This is a genomic window from Luteibacter rhizovicinus DSM 16549 (genome assembly GCF_001887595.1).
In the GTDB taxonomy this organism is placed as follows: Bacteria; Pseudomonadota; Gammaproteobacteria; order Xanthomonadales; family Rhodanobacteraceae; genus Luteibacter; species Luteibacter rhizovicinus.
This window is the reverse complement of sequence record NZ_CP017480.1, coordinates 1,895,001-1,913,681: the sequence shown is the minus strand read 5'-3', so window position 1 is coordinate 1,913,681 and position 18,681 is coordinate 1,895,001. Positions and strand designations below refer to the sequence as shown.

The 18,681-nt window shown below is 62.7% G+C and carries 9 protein-coding genes and 2 rRNA genes (1 of these 11 cut by a window edge); 3 read left to right on the top strand and 8 right to left on the bottom strand.

All coding sequences use genetic code 11. The features are described from left to right. Positions 1-427: 427 nt before the first annotated feature. Positions 428-3,481 (bottom strand): TonB-dependent receptor, encoded by a 3,054-nt coding sequence (locus BJI69_RS08655; protein WP_046968271.1) that lies wholly within the window; start codon positions 3,479-3,481, stop codon positions 428-430. A 545-nt stretch (positions 3,482-4,026) separates the two neighbouring features. After that, positions 4,027-7,068: a TonB-dependent receptor gene (locus BJI69_RS08650; RefSeq protein ID WP_046968338.1), complete on the bottom strand. Its 3,042-nt coding sequence runs from the start codon at positions 7,066-7,068 to the stop codon at positions 4,027-4,029. Between the two features lie 580 nt (positions 7,069-7,648). Between BJI69_RS08650 and BJI69_RS08645 the strand changes: the two genes are divergently transcribed. Continuing rightward, a complete protein-coding gene (locus BJI69_RS08645; protein WP_125903017.1) occupies positions 7,649-8,260 on the top strand; it encodes a helix-turn-helix domain-containing protein in 612 nt (203 codons plus the stop codon). An 87-nt stretch (positions 8,261-8,347) separates the two neighbouring features. Here BJI69_RS08645 and glyS read toward each other — a convergent pair whose 3' ends face one another. After that, entirely contained in the window at positions 8,348-10,492 is a 2,145-nt protein-coding gene (glyS, locus tag BJI69_RS08640; protein WP_046968270.1) for a glycine--tRNA ligase subunit beta, read from the bottom strand. Next, positions 10,482-11,396: a glycine--tRNA ligase subunit alpha gene (gene glyQ / locus BJI69_RS08635; RefSeq protein ID WP_046968269.1), complete on the bottom strand. Its 915-nt coding sequence runs from the start codon at positions 11,394-11,396 to the stop codon at positions 10,482-10,484. Before glyQ ends, glyS begins: the two co-directional genes overlap by 11 nt. 65 nt (positions 11,397-11,461) lie before the next feature. Here glyQ and tfpB point away from each other — a divergent pair, with 65 nt between their 5' ends. After that, positions 11,462-13,279, top strand: coding sequence for a type IV pilus assembly ATPase TfpB (tfpB, locus tag BJI69_RS08630; RefSeq protein WP_046968268.1), 1,818 nt, complete (start codon positions 11,462-11,464; stop codon positions 13,277-13,279). Continuing rightward, on the top strand, positions 13,276-14,016 hold the full coding sequence (locus BJI69_RS08625; protein WP_046968267.1) for a glutamine amidotransferase: 741 nt from the start codon (positions 13,276-13,278) through the stop codon (positions 14,014-14,016). Before tfpB ends, BJI69_RS08625 begins: the two co-directional genes overlap by 4 nt. Here the strand turns inward: BJI69_RS08625 and BJI69_RS08620 are convergent. The 4 genes from BJI69_RS08620 to BJI69_RS08605 form a co-directional block, all read right to left on the bottom strand. Then, positions 14,005-14,688, bottom strand: coding sequence for a rhomboid family intramembrane serine protease (locus BJI69_RS08620; RefSeq protein WP_046968266.1), 684 nt, complete (start codon positions 14,686-14,688; stop codon positions 14,005-14,007). The genes BJI69_RS08625 and BJI69_RS08620 overlap by 12 nt on opposite strands. A 2-nt stretch (positions 14,689-14,690) precedes the next feature. Further along, complete coding sequence (locus BJI69_RS08615) at positions 14,691-16,298, bottom strand: ExeA family protein (protein ID WP_046968265.1); 1,608 nt, start codon at positions 16,296-16,298, stop codon at positions 14,691-14,693. 202 nt (positions 16,299-16,500) lie between these two features. Then, positions 16,501-16,615: ribosomal RNA gene (gene rrf / locus BJI69_RS08610) — 5S ribosomal RNA — on the bottom strand. A gap of 119 nt (positions 16,616-16,734) precedes the next feature. Further along, positions 16,735-18,681: ribosomal RNA gene (locus BJI69_RS08605) — 23S ribosomal RNA — on the bottom strand; it runs 937 nt beyond the window's last position.

Here is an 18,681-nt window from a genome sequence, read left to right as displayed (position 1 = left end):
CAGGCCGGAAAAAAGGTTGGCCTCGTCGGTGCTCGCTTTTGGGGATGGAATCACCGCCACTCCTCCCAGAGTGACCAGCGCCCCCATAAAACTGCTCCCGACAAGTCCTACGACTCTTACTGAACGGGAGCAGCATCACAGTTCGTGAATGCCCCGCCCAGATTCGTCGAAGCCGAACATAGGCTTAGGGGGCTTGTCGTGTCAACAAATTATTTACAAGGACTTACGGTTTACATGACGCTTGGGAGAACGCCAATTAGTGATGAAACCCTTATCTGACAAGCACCTGACCCAAAAAGGCCACCGGGAGGCCCGGTGGCATCTGGGGATTTGCTTGCGTTCCCTCCGTGGATGCTTTGTTCTGATTGTTCGCTTTGTTCTGTTCAGGTTAACGCCGCCGGGGTGGATGGCCCCGGCGGCGCCTTGATCAGAAGTCGTAGCTGACACCAAGGCGCGCATAGCGCGGCGTGGTCTGGTAGAGCGGCACGCCGTAACGTGTGTTCGGACCTGCGGCGGCGAGGGTGCTACCCAGGAGCGGGTAAGTCTGCGTACGCTCGCGCTGGTTGAACAGGTTGAACACGGTCACGTTGAAGGCGAGCTTCTTGTCAGCCCATTCCGGACGGTATTCGACCGAGCCCGTGACGATGTACGTCCACGGATTGTGGCCTGCGTCGCCAGGACGCGACACTTCACCCGCGCACCAGTGATAGTACGAGCCGTAGCCGAGGCTCGGGTTCGTCTGATCCGGACCGAAGAAGCCAAGGCAGCTCTTCGGCGTACCCGAGGCGATCAGAACGTTAGCCGAGGCCAGCCATTCCGGAGCCAGCTGGTACGAGCCATAGATCTTCAGCTGATGCTTGCGGCTGTTGGCCAGTTCGCCGCCGGCGTACTGCATGACCTGCCAGTAATCCCAGTCGACCGTTGCCGACACCGTGTCCTGACGAATGTCCGAACGGACCTGGCCTTCCGAGTTGCCGTAGCTCTTCGAATACAGGTAGTCGAACTTGACCTGGTACTTGCCGTCCCACGCGTGGTCGAGGTACAGGTTGAGGCCGTAGTAGTTGCGCTTCGAATGCGGGAAGTGGAAGTCGTCGTTGGTCATCTCGACGCTGTAGTAGCCGCCGTTGGTGTTCGGAATCAGGAACGTGTTGGCGCGGCCCGGGTTGAACAGGTAGCTACCCTGGATGGCGCCGATCGTGGCCGGATCGATACCCGAGGCAACCATCTTGTCCTCGATTGCCTGGCCGTCACCCACGTCGTCGATCGAGTTGCGCAGCTTGCGGACCGTCGCCTTGGCGCCGTAGGTCCAGCCGGCCCATGCCTGGGCGTCGAAGCCGAGGATGAATTCATCCTGGTACTGCGACTTGATATCGGTGCCTGCGGCCGTCTTCGGGTCGCGCGGAATGCCGTACTCGCTATTGGCCGAGATCGGACCGCCCGTGCTGCTGAAGATCGGGGCCAGACCCTGCGGAATACCCTGGGCATCGATGCCGGTGTAGGTGAAGTATTCGCGGGTGTAGAGCGAAGCACCCGCCGAGCGCAGCGCGACGGTCGACGGCAGCGCGAGGTAGTAACGACCTGCGTTGGCGTAGATCTTCAGGCTGGAGTCGCCGTTGACGTCCCAGCTGACGCCCAGGCGCGGGGCCCACTGCGGCTTCTTGAGGCGCAGGTACGGGTCGCCATCCTGGTTGTAGTTGGTGAACTGGTCGTTACGGATACCGGCCTTCACCAGCCAGCGGTCGTTTACCTGCCAGGTGTCCTCGATGTACTGAGCACGCTGCGTGGTGCGGACCGAGGCCGCGGTGTTGTACTTGTACTGCGCAACGTAATAGCCATTGCCCGGCGGGGGAGCGACATACGACGCGTCAGTCGGCAGGGTACCGATGATCGGCGTGGCGGCGTCGCCCTGGGCGTATTCCCAGGCATAACCCGGACCCGAGGTGCTCACGCCGTCGTCGGTGTCGCGGACAGTCTGGTTATCCATACCGGCAACGATGGTGTGATCGCCGATGTGCCAGCTCAGGTCGATACGCAGGTTCGTGTTGGTCGACTTGTGGTCCGGGTTGTTGACCTGTGCGGACGGGTTACCGTTGGTGATGGGGCCGTTGGGAGCAAAGGCCGGATCCTCATCGGTAGCACCCAGGATCGAGGGTACGGTGTTGTCACCGCCCGGAGCCGTGTAGTACTTGCCTTTCATCTTGCCGTACAACGCCGTCAACGTGATGTCGTCGGTGATGTAGCTGGTGAACTTGGCGGTGTACAGATCCGCACCGGACTTGTTCAGCGGTACGCCCGCGACGTCCTGGCCGACATAAGCACCCTTGTAGCCGGTGTCGTAGTCGTAGTCGTAGATCGGGGCGTTGTATTCCTGCTTGTTCGAGGCACCGGTGATTTCAAGAATGTTGCTGTCGGTGATGTTCCAGTCGATCTTGCCGTACAGCTTCGGGTTCTTGTAGGTCTGCTGATAAGTAAACGGCGCAGCGATGCTGCCGGTCACTTCACCCTCGCGACGCTCCTGCTCGGCGGCGAGGAAGATGTACAGGGTGTCCTTGATCAGCGGACCACCAGCGTACGCGGAGTACGTCGTGCGCCAGGACTTGTCCCTGTCGTTACGGTCGTAGATGTTGCCAGCGTTCGAACCGACCGTGCTGTAGAAGTTCGACGGATCTGCCTTGGCGCCCTTCGGCTCCCAGAGCACCTGGGCACCGAAATGCCACTCGTTGGTGCCGCGCTTACCGACCTGGCTGATCACACCACCCGAGGAACGACCGTAGGCCGCGCCGTAACCGCCGGCGAGGACTTCCTGCTGGTCGATCGCGCCGTACGGCAGGGTGATACCGCCGAAGCCGCTGAGCGGATCCGTGGTGTTGAAGCCGTTGATGTAATACGCATTCTCGGTGACGGCCGAACCGGCGATGGAGACCAGGGCGTTACCGGTCGGGCCGGTGAAGAACGAGCTACCGGCGACGGCGCCCGGCGCCAGCAGGGCGATCGCTTCCGCGGTGCGCGCCAGCGGCAGCTTGGCGAGCGTCTCGGCCGTGATGACGGTGCGCGAATCGACCGCGCTGACGTCGATCGACGGCAGGGCGTTGGCCGAAACGGTCACGCCTTCGAGGCTGGTGGACTGTGCGGCAGTAGCGGCAGCGCCGGCGAAGGCGACTTCCGTACCGGAACCGACACGCAGGGTCACGTTCGAACGCGAATCGACGACGGCACCGTCGCGGCTCAAGGTGACTTTGTAGCTACCCAACGGCAGCGAGCCGACGGTGTAACGACCCGCCGAGTCCACGTTGACAGTGCGGCTGACGCCGGTGTCGCTGGTGACGGTGACGGTCTGGCCGGCGCCCTCAGGGGCCTGGCCGAAGATGGAGCCGGTCGTCGCCTGGGCGAAGACGGCACCCGACACGGAACCCAGGCCGATGGCCAGGGCAAGAGCGGTGCGGCGTCCCAGTGACGCTGCGCGGTATTGACGCGAATTCATTGAATGCCTCTCCCCGTTAAAGTCCGCTACCGCAAAAACTTGCGATTCGCGGCAAGCCGATCCCGGCCCGGCAAACGCCAGGCTCTGGTTTGATTCGGCGGTAAGATCCCCTCTAAAGACGCGACCAACCAACGATCACGCTTCCCGAAACACCGCCCGTTTGGGCGATGCGTCACATATACGTAAGGTTTCACGGGTAAGCAATGCGAATTTTTACATTAAACTTACATGTCGCAACAATATATTACGAAACACTATTAACAGCCGCAAAAAAACTGCGTGCGGGCAATAGCTTACGTAGGCACTGTTGGCGTCTTCGCGAAACCTAGGATTGTGACCTAGGAAAGATTCCTAACAGAAAAGGAACCTCCGGAGGAGCTCTGGAGGGCAGAACACGATCTTTTTTTGACCCAAAAAGGCCACCGGGAGACCCGGTGGCATCTGGGGAGAGCTTGCGTTCCATCCGTGGATGCTTTGTTCTGATTGTTCGCTTTGTTCTGTTCCGGTTTACGCCACCGGGGTGGATGGCCCCGGTGGCACCATCATCAGAAGTCGTAGGAGATACCGAAACGAGCGTAGCGCGGGGTCGTCTGGTAGTACGGGACGCCGTAGCGCGGATTCACCGCGGCCGAGGTGCCGTAACGCGTATAGAGCTGCGTTTCCTTACGCTGATCCAGGATGTTGAAGACCGTGACGTTGAGGGCAAGCTTCTTGTCGGCCCACTCCGGGCGGTACTCGATGCTGCCGGTGAGCGTGTACTGCCACGGGGTGTGACCGGCATCGCCAGGACGCGACGGCTCGCCACCGCACCAGTGGTAGACCGAGGCGTAGCCGAGGCCCGGTGCGTTCTGCGCCGTGCCGTAGCCGCCGAGGCAGCTGATCGGGGAGCCCGACGCAACCAGGATGTTGGCCGAAGCCAGCCACTCGGGAGCGATCTGGTACGAGCCGTAGACCTTGAACTGGTGCTTGCGGCTGTTCGCCAGTTCGCCGCCGGCGTACTGCATGACGTAGGAGTAATCCCAATCGACCGTGGCCGAGACGTCGACCTGACCGATGTCCGAACGAACCTGACCTTCCGAGTTGCCGTAGCTCTTCGAATACAGGTAGTCGAACCTCACCTGGTACTTGCCGTCCCACGCGTGGTCGAGATACAGCTCCAGACCGTAGTAGTTACGCTTGGACTTCGGGAAGCCGAAGTCGTCGTTGGTCACCTTGACGTCGTAGTAACCGCCGTTGGTGTTCGGGATGACGAAGGTGTTGGCGCGACCCGGATTGAACAGGTAGCTACCCTGGATGGCACCGATGGTGTCCGGATCGATACCCTGCGCGATGGCCGCGTTGACGATGGAATCGCCGTCGCCGACGTCGTCGATCGAGTTGCGCAGCTTGCGGACCGTGGCCTTGGCGCCGTAGGTCCAGCCCGCCCACGCCTGGGCATCGAAGCCGAGGATGAACTCATCCTGATATTCCGACTTGATGTCCTTCGAAGCGGCGGTCTTCGGGTCGCGCGGAATGCCGTACTCGCGATTGACCGAGATCGGGCCACCGGTGCTGCTGGCGATCGGGGCCAGGCCTTGCGGGATGCCGTTGGCGTCGATACCCGTGTAGGTGAAGTACTCGCGGGTGTACAGCGAGGAACCGGCCGAGCGCAGCGCGACGGTCGACGGCAGCGCGAGGTAGTAACGACCTGCGTTGGCGTAGATCTTCAGGCTGGAGTCGCCGTTGACGTCCCAGCTGACGCCGAGGCGCGGAGCCCACTGGGGCTTGGTCAGGCGGAGATACGCTTCGCCACCCTGGTTGTAGTTGGTGAACTGGTCGTTACGAATACCGGCCTTGACCATCCAACGATCATTGACCTGCCAGCTGTCTTCGATGTACTGCGCGCGCTGCTTGGTACGGACCGAGGCCTGCGTGCCGTAGACGTAGCGAGCGACGTAGTAACCCTGTCCACCCGGCGGAGCGACGTACGCGGAATCGGTCGGCAGGACGCCGATGATCGGCGTGTTCGCCGCACCCTTGTTGTATTCCCAGGCATAGCCGGGACCGGACGTGGTCACGCCGTCGTGGTTGTCACGAACGTTCTGGTTGTCCATACCGGCGACGATCGTGTGATCGCCGATGTGCCAGCTCAGGTCGATACGGAGGTTCGTATTGGTCGACTTGTGCTCCGGATCGTTGACCTGGGCGCTCGGGTTGCCGTTGGTGATCAGGCCGTTCGGCGTGTACGCCGGATTCTGGAACTGCGGCGTCAGAATGGAAGGCTGCGAGACGTCGCCACCCGGTGAGGTGTAGTACGTGCCCTTCATCTTGCCGTACAGCGCGGTCACGGTGATGTCGTCCGTGATGTAGCTGGTGAACTTGGCGGTGTACAGATCCGCACCGGTCTTGTTCAACGGATTGCCCGCGACGTCGTTGCCTGCGTAAGCACCCTCCGTCTTGGTCGCGTAGGAGTACTTGTAGAACGGTGCGTTGTATTCCTGCTTGTTCGACGCGCCGGTGACTTCGAGGATGTTGCTGTCGGTGATGTTCCAGTCGAGCTTGCCGTACAGCTTCGGGTTCTTGTACGTCCGGTGGTAGACGAACGGCGCCGCGACGCTGCTGGTCAAGTCGCCTGCACGACGCTCCTGTTCGCCGGCAAGGAAGATGTACAGGGTGTCCTTGATCAGCGGGCCACCGACGTATGCCGAGTACGTCTTGCGCGAGAGCTTGTCGTCGCGGTTCTCGTCGTACAGCTGGCCGGCGAGAGCGCCGACCTGACGGTAGTAGTTGAAACGGTCGGCCTGGGTGCTCTTCGGCTCCCACAGGACCTGCGCACCGAAGTGCCACTCGTTCGTGCCGCGCTTACCGACCTGGCTGATCACGCCACCGGCCGAACGGCCATAGGCCGCGCCGTAACCGCCGGCGAGGATTTCCTGCTGGTCGATCGCGCCGTACGGCAGGGTGATACCGCCGAAGCCGCTGAGCGGATCCGTGGTGTTGAAGCCGTTGATGTAATACGCATTCTCGGTGACGGCCGAGCCGGCGATGGAGACCAGCGCGTTACCGGTCGGACCGGTGAAGAACGAGCTACCGGCAACGGCGCCCGGCGCCAGCAGGGCGATCGCTTCCGCGGTGCGCGCCAGCGGCAGCTTGGACAGCTGCTCGGAGGTGATGACCGTGCGCGAGTCGACCGCGCTGACGTCGATCGACGGCAGGGCGTTGGCCGAAACGGTCACGCCTTCGAGGCTGGTGGACTGGGCGGCCACGGCGGCCGCGCCGGCGAAGGCGACTTCCGTACCGGAACCGACACGCAGGGTCACGTTCGAACGCGAATCGACGGCGGCACCGTCGCGGTTCAAGGTGACTTTGTAGTTACCCAACGGCAGCGAGCCGACGGTGTAACGACCCGCCGAGTCCACGTTGACAGTGCGGCTGACGCCGGTGTCGCTGGTGACGGTGACGGTCTGGCCGGCACCCTGAGGGGCTTGGCCGAAGATGGAGCCGGTCGTCGCCTGGGCGAAGACGGCACCCGACACGGAACCCAGGCCGATGGCCAGGGCAAGCGCGGTGCGACGTCCCAGTGACGCTGCGCGGTACTGACGCGAAATCATTGAATGCCTCTCCCCGTTAAAGTCCGCTATCGCAGGAACCTGCGATTAGCGACAAGCCGACACCGGCCCGGCATATGCCAGGCTCTGGTTCGAATCGGCGGTAAAAATCCCCTTAAACAACGTAATCCAACGAACGATTACGCTCCCCTGAACGCCACCTGCGAGGGCGACGGGAAACATATACGTAAGGTTTCACGAGTAATCAACACTAAATTTTCACGAGATGTAACATCTTGCGGCAATTATCTACGTGACAATAAGTGCGATGCGAAAAATCTTACGTCCTGGCAACATGTTACGAAAGCGTTTCGGTGGGCGAGACCCGGCATAGGACATCGGCCTAGGAAACATTCCTAGCTACAAACCACATTCCGGGAGGCGGGCCGGATCGTTGCCAGACGGGTGTTGGCTGGGCGTTCCGGCTATCCGCCGCGTCGCACGGCCGACCCAAACTTACGAAACTTCTCATCCGAAAGGCTTTCGAAGGGCAATCGCTGTACACCGATTGCGAGGTTCGCGCGTTTGTTCGCGAAATCGCCGGGGGGCGGCCTGTAGAAAACAACGAGGTTCCATGCGCATGAACGACAATTCGAGGGGATCCGTCCTGGCAGATGCCGCCATGGGTGGCCTGGACCATAGCCGTGGAGATGCCAGCGTACCGGCCTCTTCCTTCGCCAGCCGCGTGCGCGCGGTGATCAAGATCTCGGGCAGCGTCAGCGAGATCGCCCGACGCTGTGGATTTTCAGAGGGTGTCGTGCGCAGTTGGCGCGACGGCAACACCGACCCGTCGCGCGGCCGTTGCGTGACGATGGCCAAGACCCTGGGCCTGTCGCTGGTATGGCTGGCCGCGGGCGAAGGTCCGATGATGCTGGACGGTTCGGGCGATGATCCGGCGGCCCGCACCGAGACCTCGGAGTCGATCCGTGCCCGCGATGGCAGCCACGAGACCCACGGTCAGCCGGCCACGGCGCTCGATCCGTCCCGCCTGGCGGCAGCGATGAAACTGCTGCAGTCGGACATCGAGATGACGGGAAGCCGGTTCTCGCCGGTTCGCCATGCCGATCTCGTTGCCGAGATGTACTCGATCCTCGCCCGTTCGAACGAGGGTGATTACGCCGACCGCATGATCGCTTTCCGCCGCACGCTGATGTCGCGCGTCCAGGACGACAAGGGCGCCGCGGCAGCCTGATCGCTGGATGGCGGACGGACACCGCGCCCACCACGCCCGCGACGGCAGGCATGGTGGGGGGCGGGGCTGTCCGCGAGGCTGTGTGGCTTAAAGGCGGGAAATATCGGCGATGGCGCCGAAGGTCGCTTTCAGCTGCGCGAGCAGCGCGAGGCGGTTTGCCCGCACCGCCGGATCCTCGGCGTTGACCAGCACATCGTCGAAGAACCGATCCACCGGCGCCTGGAGCGCCGCCAGACGCGCGAGCGTGCCGGTGTAATCGCCGGCAGCGAGCAACCCCTGCGATTCCGCACGGGCGGCGGCCAGCGCGGCGTGAAGTTCGCGCTCGGCGTCGAACTCGAAGTACCCGGCATCGACCGTCGTCGGAATGGGCGCAGCGTCCGCCTCCTCGGCCTGCTTGCGCAGGATGTTGGCCACGCGCTTGTTGGCGGCGGCCAGGCTGGCCGCCTCACTGCGGCGTGCGAACTCACCCACGGCACGAAGGCGCCGATCGAAGTCGGGCAAGGTAGCCGGCGCCACGGCGAGCACGGCTTCGAACTGGTCGGTCGAAAAGCCCTGGTCCGCGTAATAGCCACGCAGGCGCTCGAGCACGAAGGCCTGCACTTCATCGCCCAACTCACGACGCCGCGCGCCGAGGTCGACCGACGGTGGCTTGCCGTCCTTGCCCGGCTTCACGCCCGCGAGCAGAGCCGTTTCCGGGATCATGTCCAGCGCTTCGGCCAGCGTCGCGCGCAGTTCGATATCCAGGCCACCCTCGATCAGGGTGCGAGCGAGGCCCAGCGCCGCGCGGCGCAGGGCGAACGGATCCTTGTTGCCGCTGGGCTTCATGCCGACGGCGAAGATGCCCGCCAGCGTATCGAGGCGTTCGGCGACGGCCAGGACCTGACCGACCTTACCCGCGGCGATAGCGTCGCCACCGAAGCGCGGCTGATAGAAGCTGTCCAGCGCGTCGGCCACGTTGGCGTCGATGCCCTGACGCGAGGCGTAATAGCGGCCCATGACGCCCTGCAGCTCGGGGAATTCGCCGACCATACGGGTGAGCAGGTCGCACTTGGAGAGGGCGGCGGCGTGCGTAGCCTGCCCCGCGTCGACATCGACGCGATTGGCGATCACGCGCGCCAGCTCGGCCACACGGACGGTCTTGTCCCACAGGCTACCCAGCGACTGCTGGTAGGTGACGTTCTTGAGGCCTTCCTGGTAGTCCGCCAGGGGCGACTTCAGGTCTTCGTCCCAGAAGAACTTGGCATCGGCGAAGCGGGGGCGGATCACCCGCTCATAACCCTTGCGGATTTCAGCTGGATCCTTGCTCTCGATATTGGCCACGCCGATGAAGTGCTCGGTGAGGCGGCCCTCGGTGTCGAACACCGGGACGAACTTCTGGTTGGTCTCCATCGTGGTGACCAGGGCTTCCGGCGGCACGTCGAGGAAGGCGCGCTCAAAGGTGCAGGCGATGCCGACCGGCCACTCCGTGAGGTTGGCGATCTCGTTGAGCAAGCCGTCCGACAGGCTGGGCACGCCACCGGTCGCGACGCGGGCGACTTCGTCGCGCACGCGCTGACGGCGCTCGGCCGGGTCGGCCAACACATGCGCGTGGCGCAGGGCGTCCAGCCAGCTGTCCGCGTCGGCGACGTGAATCGGTTTGGGATGATGAAAGCGGTGGCCGTTACTGAGACGGCCACTGGTCAGGCCGAGGATCTGCCCCTCGACGATGTCGGCACCGTGCAGCATCAGCAGGGTATGCACCGGACGCACGAAGCTGTCCTCGCGGCTGCCCCAACGCATGGCTTTCGGGATCGGCAGCGCCTTCAGCGATTCCGTCACGATCTCCGCAAGCAGCGCTGCCGTCGGCTGCCCGGGCTTGACCGCCCGGAAGACGAACCAGGCGCCCTTGTCGGTCTCGAGTTTGTCCAGCGCCGAGACGTCGACACCACAGGACTGTGCAAAGCCGACCAGGGCCTTGCTCGGCTCACCGTCCGCGCCAAGGCTGGCGGCGACGGCGGGGCCGCGGCGTTCGACCGTCTGCTCCGGCTGGGCGACAGCGACATCGGCGATATGCACGGCGAGGCGACGCGGCGAGGCATAGGCCTTGGCCGAGGCGTAATCCGCAGCCACGCCGCGCTTTTCGAGACCTTCGACCACGCCGCGCGCGAAGGCACCGGCAAGATCGTCCAGGGCCTTCGGCGGCAGCTCTTCGGTGCCGAGCTCGATGACGAGCGGCAAGCGCTTATCGGCCATGGACGGCCTCCTTGTCTTTCTTCAGGCCGGGGAAGCCGAGTTTTTCACGCTGCGCTACGTAGGCCTCGGCCACGGCACGTGCCAGCGTGCGTACGCGCAAGATATAGCGCTGACGCTCGGTCACGCTGATCGCGCGACGGGCATCGAGCAGGTTGAAGGCGTGGCTGGCTTTGCAGACCTGCTCGTAGCCGGGCAGCGGAAGGCCTGCGGCGATCAGCTTGGCGGCTTCGCCTTCGCATACGTCGAACCAGTGGAACAGCTCGGTCACGTTGGCGTATTCGAAGTTGTAGGTGCTCTGTTCCACTTCGTTCTGGTGGAACACGTCACCGTACGTGACCACGCCGTGCGGGGCATGCGTCCAGACGATGTCGTAGATGCTGTCGACATTCTGCAGGTACATCACCAGGCGCTCGAGGCCATAGGTGATCTCACCGGTGACGGGACGGCATTCCAGGCCGCCGGCCTGCTGGAAGTAGGTGAACTGGGTCACCTCCATGCCGTTCAGCCAGACTTCCCAGCCGAGACCCCAGGCACCGAGCGTCGGCGATTCCCAGTTGTCTTCGACGAAGCGCAGATCGTGGACCAGCGGGTCGATACCCAGCGCCTTCAGCGAGCCGATGTAGAGCTCGATGATGTCGTCCGGATTCGGCTTGAGCACTACCTGGTACTGGTAGTAATGCTGAAGGCGGTTGGGATTGTCGCCATAGCGACCGTCCGTCGGGCGACGGCAGGGCTGCACGTAGGCGGCCGCCCAGGGCTCGGGTCCGAGCGCCCTGAGGAAGGTCGCCGGATGGAAGGTTCCCGCGCCGACCTCGGTGTCGAGGGGCTGGACCAGCACGCAGCCCTGGTCCGCCCAATAGCGGTTCAGGGTCTGGATCACGTCTTGGAAAGTGGGCGCGGACATGGTTCCCGAGTCCTTGATAAAGCGGGCTAGTATAGCGGCGTGGGATTCACACAGGGTCGCAAGTCATGGCAGTCAATCCGCAACACGGCGCACTTCTGGGACGCCGTGCCCGGCTGGAACTCGACGAGGTGCTCGCGTCGCTCGTTGTCGATGGTTACCTGACCGGCGAAGACGCCAAACGCGTCCGCATGGGGTCCCGGAGCGGCAAGACCGCCATCGAACTTCACCCCCTGGTCGTGATCGCCAACGCGAAACCCGAGAACCGCCGCGATGCCGGCCGCCCCCTGAGCCTGGAAAGCCTCATGGAGTGGATCGCCGGCAAGGCCGACCTGCCCTACCTGAAGATCGACCCGATGAAGGTCAACGTGGCCCAGGTCACCCAGGTGGTCAGCAGCGCCTACGCGCAGCGGCATCGCATCCTCCCCGTGTCTTCCTCGACCAGCGAAGTGGTGTTCGCCACCGCCGAGCCCTTCGACACCGGCTGGGCCACCGACCTCGCCCACATGATTCGCCGCGACGTTCGCCGCGTCGTCTCCAGCCCGATCGATATCAACCGTTACCTGCAGGAATTCTACGGCGTACAGCGGTCGATCCAGCTTGCCCAGGATGCCAAGGGTATCGGCGACACCTCGAAGATCATCAACTTCGAGCAGCTGGTCGAACTGGGCAAGGGTGGCGAGCTCGGTGCCGACGACCGGCATGTCGTGCACATCGTCGACTGGCTGCTCCAGTACGCCTTCGAACAGCGCGCCTCGGACATCCATCTCGAGCCGCGTCGCGATGCCGGCCAGATGCGTTTCCGCATCGATGGCGTGATGCAGAAAGTGTTCGAACTGCCGCCTCCGGTGATGACCGCGGTCACCTCGCGCATCAAGATCCTCGCCCGCATGGACGTCGCCGAGAAACGCCGTCCCCAGGACGGCCGCATCAAGACGCGCTCCGCCGGCGGACGCGAGGTCGAGCTTCGTATCTCGAGCATGCCCACGGCGTTCGGCGAGAAGATCGTGATGCGTATCTTCGATCCCGACCTGGTGATGAAGGACTTCTCGCAGCTTGGCTTTTCCGAAGAGGAAGGCCTGCTCTGGCGCGGCATGGTCGAGCGGCCGCACGGTATCGTGCTGGTCACCGGGCCGACAGGCTCGGGCAAGACCACCACGCTCTATTCGACGCTCAAGCATCTGGCCAAGCCGGAACTGAATGTGTGCACGGTGGAAGACCCGATCGAAATGGTCTCGCCCGAGCTCAACCAGATGCAGGTTCAGGCGTCGATCGACCTGGACTTCGCGGCAGGCGTTCGTACCCTGCTGCGACAGGATCCGGACATCATCATGATCGGCGAGATCCGCGACCTCGAAACCGCGCAGATGGCCGTGCAGGCATCGCTCACCGGCCACCTCGTCCTGTCGACCCTGCACACCAACGACTCACCAAGCGCGGTCACTCGCCTGCTCGATCTCGGCGTACCGCACTACCTCATCCAGTCGACGCTCACCGGCGTGGTTGCGCAGCGCCTTGTGCGCACCTTGTGCCCACACTGCAAGCGAGCCACCACGCAGAGCGCCGACGAATGGCGTGCCGTCACGCATGGTTGGGACATTCCCCTGCCCGAGCGCGTCTTCGAGGCGGTGGGCTGCCTGGAGTGTCGCAAGACCGGCTTCCTCGGCCGTACCGGCATCTACGAAATGATGCCGGTATCGTCACGGTTGCGCGGCCTCATCTCGGCCGAGCTCGATCTTTCGCGCCTGGGTGCCGCCGCGCTGAAAGACGGCATGAAACCCCTGCGCATTTCCGCCGCGGCACAGGTCGCCGCCGGCGTGACCACGGCGCGCGAGGTGCTCAACGTGCTTCCGCCCACCGATATCGACGATATTATTTCCTCATGAAGCCCCTACTCATCGTGCGCACCGGCCGCGCACCCGATGTCATCAGCGCACGCCACGGCGATTTTCCGCGCTGGTTCCGCCTTGGCCTGCGCTTGCCCGCACCGCATGTGCGCGTCGTGGATGTCGAGCAAGGCGACAGCCTCCCCGATCCCGACGAGTGTGCCGGCGCGGTGATCACCGGCTCCGCCTCGATGGTGACCGAGCGACTGCCCTGGAGCGAGCGCACGGCCGGATGGATTCGGGACGCGATGGATGTCGATCTTCCCCTGCTGGGCGTCTGCTACGGACATCAGCTGATGTCGCACGCGCTCGGCGGTCGTGTCGACTATCTTCCCGGTGGACGCGAGATGGGCACGGTAAGTCTGACGACGTCGACGGAGCACGCGGCCGGTGACACGCTCGCCACGTCGCTACCGAACCGTTTCCATGCCCATGCCACGCACGAGCAAAGCGTCATGGAACTCCCGCCGGGCGCCGTCTCGCTGGCCCGTTCGGAACGCGACCCGCATCATCTGGTTCGCTACGGGACGCATGCGGTCAGCACGCAGTTCCACCCCGAGTTTTCCGCCGAAGTGATGCGCGCGTATATCCGGCGCAAGCACGACGTCCTCCGTGAGGAAGGCCAGGCACCGGACGATCTGCTGGCCGCCGTCGTGGCGACGCCCGCCGCAACCATGTTGCTGCGCCGCTTCGTGCGCGAACATCTGCAGGCGCCGCGCGCGACGTCAGCCGCGTAGGCGGCGCACGATCGCGCCGCGCGAAAACAGCGCAAAGACGATGCCGAAGACAAAGCCGCCGATGTGGGTCCACCACACGACGGCGCCGTAGCTCGCGCCCGCCACACTGAAAAGCAGCTGCACCAACGCCCAGATGCCGATCAGGAGGAAGGCGGGCACGCGCACGAATTCAAGGAAAAGACCCAGCGGAAGCACGAGGCCAAGCTTCGCCCGCGGAAACAGTGTCACGTAGGCGCCTACCACGGCAGACACCGCGCCACTGCAACCGACGATCGGTACACCCGTCCCGGTCAGCGAAATGGCGCCGATCAGGTTCGCGACGACGCCACCGAGCAGGAAGAGCAGAAGGAAGCGAGGGGAACCGAGACTTCGCTCGGCCGGCAGACTGAAAATGACGAGGAAGAGCAGGTTGCTCACCAGGTGCAGCCAGCCGCCATGTATGAAGATGGCCGTGAAAAGCCGTAACAAGGCGGGATCGCTCAGCTGTTGCCAGAGCGGCAAACCGGCACTGAAAAGATGTGCGGGGACGGTGCCCCAGCGTCGCATGATGGCCTGGCGCTCGTCGTACCCGCTAAGAGCCAGCGCGACGAAGCAGACGACGCAGACGATAACGATGAGGATCGTGGCCCAGCACAGACGCGAGCGCCGCCGTGTGTCGACGTGGACGAACATACTCAGGGTACGCCGCGCGCGAGATGCGGCCCTTCGGTTTCCAGCGACGACAGGGCAAACATCGTCTCCGGGCCTACGACACCGTCCGCCGCGATGCCGAAGCGCTGTTGCAGGGCACGCACACGAGCTTCGACCGTCCGGTCGAAGGTGGCGGGCGGCGCGGTAGCCGCGGACGGACCACCCTCCGCCGGGAGCCGCGCGAGCAGCCAGCGCATGCCGTCGCCGGCGTCGCCGCGAGACAATTTTCCGGGCATGCTGACATCGACACGGAACACCGCATAAAAGCGTCCGTTCCAGACGTGTTCGAAGACGTCACGGGTCAGTTCGACGTATTTGCCGCCAAGATAAAGACGGACCGCCTGATCGCCCGCACCGACGAGAAGCACTTGTTGCTTCGCATGCGCGTCGTCGAGTTCAAGCACGATCGGTCGGTCGAAACGGCGCAGCTGGTCCAGCGATCCGCGGCCGCTCACGCAGGCAAAGCCCGGGAAGATGAGCGCATCGCAGTTGATCGCGTTGGCCACCGAGGTGTCCTTGGATCCCACCTGCCAGCGGGCGAGTAGCTCACCCCACACCCGGACTTTTCCAATATCGGGCGCGGGCAAGGCCTCGCTCAGCCTTGTCAGTGCCTGCTCAGGCGTGACCGTCACCAGGTTCTTCGGTCGCGACGGGCTACGTCCGGAAAGGAACCAGGTCGCCGCGCCGCCGACGAAGAGAATGGCCAACATGGCACCCACGGCAAGCAGGGGTTTCTTGTATCGACGCAGCCAGTACCTCGCATGTTGTGGCAACACCTCGCGTGCGACGAAGCCAAGGGCCCGCTCGCCGATGGACTGCTCGCCGCGCTCGGCCGCACGTTCGAGGGCTCGGTGGGCCAGCGCATTGAGGCGACGAGGATTGCCCTTGCCGTCGTCGCGGAGTGTGCGTAAACCCAGACGACTGAACGGCATGCGTGCCGTACCCGCCACGTGCAAGCGGTGGCGAACATAGCGCTCGCTTTCCTCGCCGTTCAACACAGGCATCGGCAGCCGGCTACGAATATGCGCCGCAAGTGAAGGAGCCGACGAGCCGGACAGCCGTTCGCGCAACGCCGGCAAACCGGACAACACGATGTGGAAAGGGGCGTCGTCGTTCTCGCAAGCGAGGAGCAAGCGCTCGACGATCGCCAGGTCGTCGTCAGCAAGCTGATCGGCATCGTCGAGAATCAGGAGATAACGATGACTGCCGTGCTGGGAGATCCGTCCGAGTCCGGCCGCAAGCCCATCGACCAGGTGGTCTTCCGTGTTCGCCTCGGCGCTCAGCGGCAGGGGTAATCCGAATCCCGCGTACATGGCTCGCAGCCACGCCACCGTTTCCAGTGCGTAGTCGCCTGCGGCCTGACGCACGGCGCGAACACCGTGGTTAGGGGCATCCGCCTCCACCAGCATGCAGAGCAGGCTCTTGCCGACACCAGCCTCACCGGTCACCAGGGTGACGCTGGAGGTTGTCGACGTCAGCTCATATTCGACGTGCGCGAGGATCTCCCGCTCGCGTGCGAACAGGCAGGCAAAGCGCGGATCCGGAGCGTCGCCAAATGGCAGCTCGCGCAGCCCGAAGGTCTCTAGGTACATGGGCCTAATGTAGCCGATTGTGGGGGCCGCTTCAGCGTTGTGGCGGCTCCTGTGGGAGCCGATTGATCGGCGATAACCCGGTCTCGGCCGCGTCGCCCGCTGCCGCGGGATCGCCGATAAATCGGCTCCCACAGGTTTTTCGGTAAATCGCAGACAAAGAAAAACCCGCCTCCAAAGGAGACGGGTTGTTCCGGTATAAGGCCCCTGGCGGTGACCTACTCTTGCATGGCTTGAGCCACACTACCATCGGCGCATGCGCGTTTCACTTCTGAGTTCGGGATGGGATCAGGTGGTACCACGCCGCTATGGCCGCCAGGGAAGGGGTGGGAGCAGCGCTTTTTGAGCGCCGGCTCCACAGAGGGTGTAAACGAGTGACAAGCGTCCGGATTCGGAAGCGAGTAGAGAGAGTTAAGACGGTGAAGCGTCTTGGGGTTATATGGTCAAGCCTCACGGCTCATTAGTACACGTAAGCTCAATGCATTGCTGCACTTCCACACCGTGCCTATCAACCACCTAGTCTTGATGGTGCCTTTAGGAGAGTCAAGCTCTCGGGAGATCTCATCTTGGGGCGTGCTTCCCGCTTAGATGCTTTCAGCGGTTATCACTTCCGTTCGTAGCTACCGGGCAATGCCATGGGCATGACAACCCGAACACCAGCGGAACGTCCACTCCGGTCCTCTCGTACTAGGAGCAGCCCCCCTCAAATCTCCAACGCCCACGACAGATAGGGACCGAACTGTCTCACGACGTTCTGAACCCAGCTCGCGTACCACTTTAAATGGCGAACAGCCATACCCTTGGGACCGGCTACAGCCCCAGGATGTGATGAGCCGACATCGAGGTGCCAAACACCGCCGTCGATATGAACTCTTGGGCGGTATCAGCCTGTTATCCCCGGAGTACCTTTTATCCGTTGAGCGATGGCCCTTCCATACAGAACCACCGGATCACTAAGACCTACTTTCGTACCTGCTTGATCCGTCGATCTCGCAGTCAAGCACGCTTATGCCTTTGCACACAGTGCGCGATGTCCGACCGCGCTGAGCGTACCTTCGTGCTCCTCCGTTACTCTTTGGGAGGAGACCGCCCCAGTCAAACTACCCACCATACACGGTCCCCGATCCGGATTACGGACCTAGGTTAGAACGTCAAGCACTTCAGGGTGGTATTTCAAGGATGGCTCCACCAGAACTAGCGTCCTGGTTTCATAGCCTCCCACCTATCCTACACAGAAGAACTCAACGTTCAGTGTAAAGCTATAGTAAAGGTTCACGGGGTCTTTCCGTCTTGCCGCGGGAACGCTGCATCTTCACAGCGATTTCAATTTCACTGAGTCTCGGGTGGAGACAGCGCCGCTGTCGTTACGCCATTCGTGCAGGTCGGAACTTACCCGACAAGGAATTTCGCTACCTTAGGACCGTTATAGTTACGGCCGCCGTTTACTGGGGCTTCGATCAAGAGCTTCGCCTTGCGGCTGACCCCATCAATTAACCTTCCAGCACCGGGCAGGCGTCACACCCTATACGTCCACTTTCGTGTTTGCAGAGTGCTGTGTTTTTGATAAACAGTCGCAGCGGCCAGGTTACTGCGACCCCTCGATGCTCAGTCACGCACGTGACCACACCAAGAGGCGCACCTTCTCCCGAAGTTACGGTGCCATTTTGCCTAGTTCCTTCACCCGAGTTCTCTCAAGCGCCTTGGGATTCTCACCCTGCCTACCTGTGTCGGTTTGCGGTACGGTTTTTCTACAGCTGAAGCTTAGTGGCTTTTCCTGGAAGCGTGGTGTCAGTCACTTCGTCCCAAAGGACTCGTCTCGGTGCTCGGCATAAAGATTCCCGGATTTGCCTAAGAATCATGCCTACCGCCTTTCCCCAGGACAACCAACGCCTGGTAGACCTAACCTTCTCCGTCCCCACATCGCACTGTAGAAAAGTGCAGGAATATTAACCTGCTTCCCATCGACTACGCATTTCTGCCTCGCCTTAGGGGCCGACTCACCCTGCGCCGATGAACGTTGCGCGAGGAAACCTTGGGCTTTCGGCGGGGAGGCTTTTCACCCCCCTTATCGTTACTCATGTCAGCATTCGCACTTCCGATACCTCCAGCAGACTTTACAATCCACCTTCACAGGCCTACGGAACGCTCCTCTACCGCGTACAGATCAAAATCTGTACACCCCGAGCTTCGGTGCATAGCTTAGCCCCGTTAAATCTTCCGCGCAGACCGACTCGACCAGTGAGCTATTACGCTTTCTTTAAAGGGTGGCTGCTTCTAAGCCAACCTCCTGGCTGTCTATGCCTTTCCACATCGTTTTCCACTTAGCTATGACTTTGGGACCTTAGCTGCGGGTCTGGGTTGTTTCCCTTTTCACGACGGACGTTAG